We start from the raw sequence: 7,642 nt of genomic DNA on the forward strand, positions 1-7,642 counted from the left end.
CAGTTCAGCAACTATCTGACACCGCGCCTCGGTCTTTTCTCGGCCGACACGTGGACCGCCGCGGCCATCATCGCNGCGNNANNTGCTGTNNAANNGNCNGGTGATACTGCCGCTGCTGGCCGCGCTGGTCGTCATTCCTCAAGGGGTTTACCTGCTGGTGCAGAGCACGGTCAGCCCTGGCCTGGGAAGAACTCTGTTGTATGCCTCGGTGATCGTTGAGTTGTTGGCGAGCTTCTCTATTTATTACCACCGTCGGTTCGTGCGCGCTCCAGACACGCCCTCGTCGCGCTATTCATTGTTGTGCGTACTGCCCGTGATCGCCGCGGCCGCGTTGCTGTCATTTACCGGGCTCGGCTACGCGAATGGTCCAGCGGTCGTGCTCGATGCACCGTTTTGGTCGGCGGGCAACCATCCCATCCTGATGTTCTCCGTGCTTTGGTGCACGGTGATTCCTTTGGCGGGCTGGCTCGTGGTCGAGCTGTTGTATCGGCTGCGTCACAACATCCCGTCCGAGTGCGTGCACACCGGCAAGTTCGAGTTGGCTGCGTTGCTGATTTCCGGCCTCGCGATTTCATTGCTGTTGGCGCTGGTCATCCGCGGCCTGTTGCTGCCGCTCTATAACCACCCCGGCCTGTATGTGATGCTGACTTTGCCGGTGCTGCTCGGTTTGTATCTGCTGGCGCGGACCTTGTTCGTAGGGCTGGCGAGCCTGAGCGAAACGTTCGTCACCGGCGCCAAGCCGGCGCTGGTCAATGACGGCGATCGCGAATGGTGGGCCCGACTGTCGGCCTGGGTGCTCGCCGTCGCACTCGGCTGGATCGTGGTCACCGCCCTTTGTTTGTTCGGCCAGTACCTGTTCGACAAGATCGAAAACTCGCTCAAGCCGCTGGTGGCCGCGGCCGGCGGTATATCCGGCGTGGCTGCAGCCTTGCTCGGCAGCCGGGACAAGACCGCGACCACCACCACGGACCAGCCTTCGATCATGCAACGAGTCGGCCTGGCGCTGGCGGCACCGATTTTCGTGATCTGCGTCGTGCTGGTGTTGTCGTGGGCGACGGCGACGCTGGGCGGCTGGATCGTGACGAACTCGAACGTCGCCGCCGAGCGCATCTTCATTGAGCCCATGGTGCGCCAAAGCGGCTTGCGCCACACCGGCTTCGAATGGTTCTGGGCGCTGCCTTGCCTGCTGTTGGGCGCCGCGTTGATCATGGGCTCGATCGTCAACGTGAATCGTTTCTCGTTGCACGGCTTCTATCGCAATCGGCTGGTGCGCGCGTACCTGGGCGCATCGCATACCAATCGCAAGCCGGACCCATTCACCGGCTTCGACGCTGCGGACAACATTCGCATGCACAAGCTGCGCCCGACCCAAGGCGCGCAGCGCTTGTTGCCTTTGATCAATGTCACATTGAACGTGCTTCGCGATGGCAACCTCGCGTGGCAGGAGCGCAAGGCCGAGTCGTTCTCGATCACGCCGTACTTCTGCGGCAATTTCCATGAAGGCTACCGCGCGTCTGAGTTGTACGGCGGCCAGGGCGGCATCTCGTTGGGCACGGCAGTGACGATCTCCGGTGCCGCAGCCAATCCGCACATGGGCTACTGTTCATCACCGGCACTGGCGTTCGTAATGTCGCTGTTCAACGTTCGTCTCGGCGCGTGGCTCGGTAACACCAACGCACAAGGCGAGAAGGCGTATCGCTTACCCGGGCCGCGCCAGGCTCTGTCGCCCATGCTGGGTGAACTGTTCGGCTATACGACGCCGGATTTCAAGTACGTGAACCTGTCCGATGGCGGCCACTTCGACAATCTCGGTCTGTATGAGGTGGTGCTGCGTCGCTGCCGCTACATCATGGTGTGCGACGCGGGCTGCGATCCGGACGCGAAGCTGGGCGACCTGGGCAATGCCATTCGCAAGATCCGCATCGACTTTGGGATTCCGATCCGCTTCGAGAAAGAGATCGAGATCTATCCCAACAGCTCCGCCAAGCAGGGCTTGTACTGCGCGACCGCCCGCATCGACTACGATGCTGTCGATAAAGGCACTCCGCCCGGTCGATTGCTGTACATCAAGCCCACACTGCGTGGGCGGGGCGAGCATCCGATGCCCTATGACGTGTACAGTTACGCGCGGACGGTCGACTCGTTCCCGCATGAGCCCACCAGCGACCAGTGGTTCAGCGAGTCGCAGTTCGAGAGCTATCGGGCACTGGGCTTCCATTCGGTGGAGCAGATCCTGCGTGGCTCGGCCCCACAGGACTTTGGCGATTTCTTCGCGCGAGTCGCGAACTACATGAGCTCGAACCGGAAGCGCCGGGCGCTCAAGATCGAAAGTGAGTGAGTCTGTGTCAGTGCCAACGATGAATTCGGTGCGCGTACGAACCATCACTGCAGGTGTGGAGCTCACGTCAGCACTGGAACTGGATCGAGTGCAAGCGGCGGCCGCTTTTCTGACGCGCGCGAAGCGTGCGTTCGAGAATGCAGGCTATGAAGTTCAGACCGTGCGAGTCGCGGCGAACCCAGTCATCGCCTCGCTCGCGCCGGCTGCGAGAGACCAGGCGCTGGATCAGTTGCGTCGGATCGACGAACTGGTCGCTTCGCACGGCGCGATCTTCAACATCGGTCCGATACTCACGGAAGATCGCTCTGACGACAGCATGGTGGAATGGTCACAAGCGTTAGTACGCACGACCCAGTCCATCAGCTTCTCGACGGCGATCGCCACGCCGGACGGCGGCGTGTTGCCGAAAGTCGCCGCGACGACTGCGAAGATCATGGTCGCTCTGGCGAATGCGCTTCCGGATGGACTCGCGAACTTCCGCTTTGCCGCCGCCGCGAACATTCCGCCGGGCACGCCGTTCTTTCCAGTAGCGTGGCATCAAGGGCCCGAATCCTTCGCGATTGGCTTGGAGTCGGCATCCGTCGTGGAGCGCGCGTTCGCCTCGATGCGCGCTGGTGACGATGCCACCGAAATACTGCGAGGCGCGCTGAATAAAATGCTCACGCCGGTGGAACAGCTCGCGAATGAGATCGCGCAGAGTGAACGCCGTCAGTACCTGGGCATCGACACCTCAGCTGCGCCCGCGAAAGATCGCAGTATCGCCGCCGCGGTCGAAGCGCTCACTCGAACTCCGTTTGGTAGTGCCGGCACGCTTGAAGCTTGTTCCGTCATCACTGCGGCCTTGAAGTCCGTATCGGTGCGCACCTGCGGCTACTCGGGACTGATGCTGCCCGTCCTGGAGGATCCGCTGCTCGCCCAACGCGCCGGCGAGAATCGCTACAGCATCCGTGACGTGCTGCTCTATTCGAGCGTCTGCGGCACCGGGCTGGATGTCGTGCCGATTCCGGGCAACACGTCCGCCGATAGCATCAATGGACTGCTCCGCGATGTGGCGTCTCTCTCGATGCGACTTCGCAAGCCACTTTCGGCGCGATTGTTCCTGGTTCCCGGCAAGAAGGCCGGCGACATGGCGCGCTTCAACGACCCGGTGCTCACCGATTCCGTGGTAATGAAGCTGGATTAGCCTGTCGCACTCTCGCCCGCGACAGGCGCAGGGCGAGAATGAGCAGGGCAAGCGCGGCGAGCCCGCTGAAGATCCATGTGACCACATTGGTTTCCGCCGCGAGCCGCTCGGGTGCGATCCGGCCGAGCGCGACGATGGCAAGCATATGAACGAAATGTGAGAGCGCGAACGACACGCCGAGATAGCGGCGATTGCGCCGCTGCCAGCGCGTCCAGGCATTCGGCCAGAAGTAACAAGCCGCCGCCGCGGTGAACGCCAGCGCGAATAGAGCAAACGAGCTGCCCGAGGTCGCACGAATGATGCCGCGAATGCCCTCGACAGGTGCACCCGCCATCATCGCTTGCATCGTTACGACCAGCGTCAGCGCGACTGCCACGGCGCCAACAATGGACCAGCCTTCCCAGGCTTCCTTGGACCGGTTATCCATATCCGTCCGCTCCCCTTGCACGGCCTCTCGACGGGCCCGTATGTGCTGCGGCGAGCCATCATACTCGTTTCACCGGCGCGTGCGCGCAGTTGACCGTCAGTCCGTGGCGCACGCGTGATTGCCAGTCTACAGTTATGTCACAGCCAGCCATGATGTGACGACGGAGGGACGATGCGGACCTTTTTTGTCAGACACAGGTCCTGTTTGGAGCGCTGGCGCCACACGCTCGCAGCGCTGCTCTTCATCGTTCCGACCGCCGTCATGGCCGGCTCGCCCGATGAGACCGTGATTGCCGTCTGGAAAGCTCAGCAAGTGAACTTCGAGTATCGCGGCTACAGCACGATCTATAACTGCCGCAGCCTCGAAGACAAACTGCAAATGATCTTGCGCTCGGTGGGCGCTCATGACGACCTGCGGTTACAAAGTTATGTCTGCGACGAGCAGCTCAACATCGCTCGTTTTCAGATATCGATGCAATCGCCCGTGATCGCGTCGGAAGAAACCGTCCGTGAGCTCACGACCCGCGATTCGAGGGACCAGCTGGTCGCTCGGCTGAATGGCCAGCAGCTGCCTGGCGCCGCGGATCTGGAACGTTTTGCCGCAGTGTGGAAGACGGTATCGTTCGCACACGATCGCCATATGCGTCTGGAACGCGGCGATTGTGAGCTCGTTCAGCAATTGCGCCAGCAGATCCTGCCGCGCATGTCCGTGCAGATCGTCAAAGACAACGTCCGTTGTTCTTCTGCCATGGGAAACATCGGCGCGCCGCATCTGACTGTTTCGGCACTGGTGCCGGCGACGACGCCGCTGAGCCGCTGAGCGCTCAGTTCCCGATCATGTCGCGGATGCGTTCCGCCAATGTTTCCAGCGCGAACGGCTTGGTTATCATCTGCATACCCGGCGCCAGCAGATCGTTGCTCACTGCGGCGTTGTGCGCATAGCCGGTGATGAACAGCACTTTCAGATCCGGACGATGTGCACAGGCGGCGTCGGCGAGCTGGCGCCCATTGAATCCCGGCAAGCCCACGTCCGAGATCAGCAGATCGATGCGCACATCCGACAGTGCAATCGCCAGCCCGCTCGGGCCATCGACCGCCTGCAGCGAGCGATAACCCATCTCGGCCAGCAGGTCGACGACCAGATCGCGCACCACCTGCTCGTCCTCCACGACCAGCACGACCTCCTCGCGCCCCATCGGCTGGAGCGTCACCGGCAATGGATCCGGGTCTTGTGACAACTCATGTTCGCCGTGATAGCGCGGCAGATACAGTTTGACCGTCGTACCCTTACCCACTTCCGATTGAATCTTGGCGTAGCCGCCGGATTGCCGGGTGAATCCATAGATCATGGACAAACCGAGCCCGGTGCCCTGGCCGATGGGCTTGGTCGTAAAGAAAGGATCGAACGCGCGGCTCATGACCTCCGGCGACATTCCCACCCCGGAATCGCACACGGAGATGGCGATGTAGTCGCCCTGCACGACATCGCGCAGCTTCGCTTCATGCGCATTCTCGAGATGCTCGTTGGCTGTCCGGATGATGAGCTTGCCGCCTTGAGGCATGGCGTCGCGGGCATTGATGGTCAGATTCAACAGCGCGCTTTCCAACTGATTCTGATCGCAGCGCGTGAGCCAGACATCCGGCTGCTCGACGAACTCCAGAGCGATTGCCTCACCGAGCGTCCGGCGCAGCAACTCTTCCATACCGCGGATCAACCGATTCGCATGCACCGGACGCGGATCGAGCGCCTGGCGCCGGGAGAACGCCAGCAACCGATGGGTCAGCGCAGCCGCCCGATTCGCAGCGGTCATCGCCGCCGACACATAAGCGTTTACATCGATCTGCTGTCCTCGCGCCAGCTTTCTTTGCATCATGTCGAGCGAGCCGATGATGCCGGTCAGCAGATTGTTGAAGTCGTGCGCGATGCCGCCGGTGAGCTGACCGACCGCTTCCATCTTCTGCGACTGACGCAACGACTCTTCCGCCTCGGTCAGGCGTTGCTGGTCTCGTATGCGCTCGGTGACGTCCTGCGCATATTGGAACGCGCCTATGACGCGCCCCATCGGGTCACGCAGCGAGGTGTAGGTGATCTCGTAGTGACGGTCGTTATCGCCTTCGCTCGACGCAGTCGGCTCGATCAGCGTGAATTCCTCGCCGGCCAACGCGCGGCTCCAGCGACTGCCCGACAACGCAAGTTGCTCACGCTGAGTCTTCATCAGCTCGAGCAAACTCTGACCGACATGCGGCCGCACGCCGATCCGACCCTCGAATCGATCGGCGTACGCCTTGTTCATCGCGAGGAACCGATAGTCATTGCCGACCGCGGCGACCAGCGCAGTCACCGAATCCAGCAGCTCGCCCCACAGCCTGCGCTGAGCGACCGCATGCTCGACGCGTTGTTCGAGGGTTGCATTGAGTTGTCGAAGTGCATTCTCGGCGCGCGCTCTTTCGACCGCTTCCCAGGTGCGCTCGGCGGTCTCGCGAGCCAATGTAATGTCATCGTCGGTCCAGCGACGCGGCTCGGCCTGATGCACATACAGAGCGCCGACCAATCGTCCGCCCTTGATCAACGGCACGGTGATACCGGAGCGCGCACCAATGGCTCGATAGCCGTCGACCCCGTTTGCAGCAGGGGTCGACTGATCGTCGAAGCTGTCCTCCAGCCGCACGATGCGACCGGCTTGCAGCTCTTCGATCAGCGTCGTCCCGAAATCGGCGAGCCGATGCTGACCGGCGAGACTGGCCATGCCCGGCGCGGCCCAGTCGCACACGACGAGCGCGCTCTTGCCCGATTCTTCGATCTCGCCGTAACCCACGCGCCCGGCACCGAGTTGTCGGCCGACCATTTCCGCCGCAGTCAGCATGATTTCCGATGCGTCGCTCAGGCTGCGCAACTTGTCGCTCAACGCCAGCTGAAATGCCAGCTGTCGCTCGGCCCGCACCTTCTTGATGGTCTCCATGCACAGGACCATGACGCCGCCGACACTGCTGACAGTGTCCGCGTCATCGATGGGGCTGAAGCTGTAGGTCCAATAGATTCCCTCGCGCTTGCCGAAGCGCGGGATCATGACGAGGTGATCTTCGGCCCAGCTCGCACCCGCGCCCGACATCACACGCTCGATCTGCGGTCCCATCACAGACCACGTTTCCGACCACACCTCCCGCAGCGGCGCGCCGAGCATTGCCGGATGACGCTCCGGGCCGAGCGAGCCGCGGTAGGCATCGTTATAAAAGCAAAGGAGCTCCGAGCCCCAGAAAACGCACGCCGGATGATGGGTGGTGAGCAGGATTCTCAATGCGGTTCGCAACGACTGCGGCCACTGTTCGGGCGGGCCGAGCGCCGTGCGATCCCATGAGTACGTGCGGATGAGCTCGCCCAGCTCGCCGCCTCCACTGAGAAAGCTGGCGGCTCCATGCGCGCGAATGACAGGCGAAGTACTCACCTTCGAAGGGTGCCGCCTTTCGCATGCGGCGGTCAACGCGAAACGATCGCGACATTTTCCGTGATTTTATAACATTCGCGACAAAAAACGGGCAGAATGTTACAGCAAGGCTTGATAGACCAGATTGCGCAACAACGATCGATAGTGAGTGCGCAGCTGAATGTCCGATGCTTGCAGCATCATGACCGCAACCAGTTTTTCCTGCGGATCGACCCAGAAGTAGGGCCCCGTGGCGCCGCCCCAGTAATAGTC

General features: G+C 61.9%; 5 protein-coding genes. 3 read left to right on the forward strand and 2 right to left on the reverse strand.

The features are described 5' to 3' along the window. Positions 1-100: 100 nt before the first annotated feature. Positions 101-2,338: a hypothetical protein gene (locus tag D0550_RS32010; protein WP_116813255.1), complete on the forward strand. Its 2,238-nt coding sequence runs from the start codon at positions 101-103 to the stop codon at positions 2,336-2,338. Between the two features lie 4 nt (positions 2,339-2,342). Further along, entirely contained in the window at positions 2,343-3,521 is a 1,179-nt protein-coding gene (locus tag D0550_RS32015; RefSeq protein ID WP_206606669.1) for a DUF711 family protein, read from the forward strand. Here D0550_RS32015 and D0550_RS32020 read toward each other — a convergent pair. Continuing rightward, entirely contained in the window at positions 3,490-3,948 is a 459-nt protein-coding gene (locus D0550_RS32020) for a hypothetical protein (RefSeq protein WP_116813257.1), read from the reverse strand. The genes D0550_RS32015 and D0550_RS32020 overlap by 32 nt on opposite strands. A 171-nt stretch (positions 3,949-4,119) precedes the next feature. Here D0550_RS32020 and D0550_RS32025 point away from each other — a divergent pair, with 171 nt between their 5' ends. Further along, the gene (locus D0550_RS32025; protein WP_153067448.1) at positions 4,120-4,767 is read left to right on the forward strand and encodes a hypothetical protein; all 648 of its coding nucleotides are present in this window, start codon (positions 4,120-4,122) and stop codon (positions 4,765-4,767) included. 4 nt (positions 4,768-4,771) lie between these two features. Here the strand turns inward: D0550_RS32025 and D0550_RS32030 are convergent, their stop codons facing one another. Continuing rightward, positions 4,772-7,390, reverse strand: a complete 2,619-nt coding sequence (locus D0550_RS32030) for a GAF domain-containing hybrid sensor histidine kinase/response regulator (RefSeq protein WP_116813259.1) — start codon at positions 7,388-7,390, stop codon at positions 4,772-4,774. Positions 7,391-7,642: the final 252 nt, after the last annotated feature.

Source organism: Steroidobacter cummioxidans (assembly GCF_003104955.1).

Excerpts from the sequence above, each read along its gene's own strand:
- D0550_RS32020 (WP_116813257.1), bottom strand. The coding sequence starts at position 3,948 with ATGGATAACCGGTCCAAGGAAGCCTGGGAAGGCTGGTCCATTGTTGGC.
- D0550_RS32025 (WP_153067448.1), top strand. The coding sequence starts at position 4,120 with ATGCGGACCTTTTTTGTCAGACACAGGTCCTGTTTGGAGCGCTGGCGC.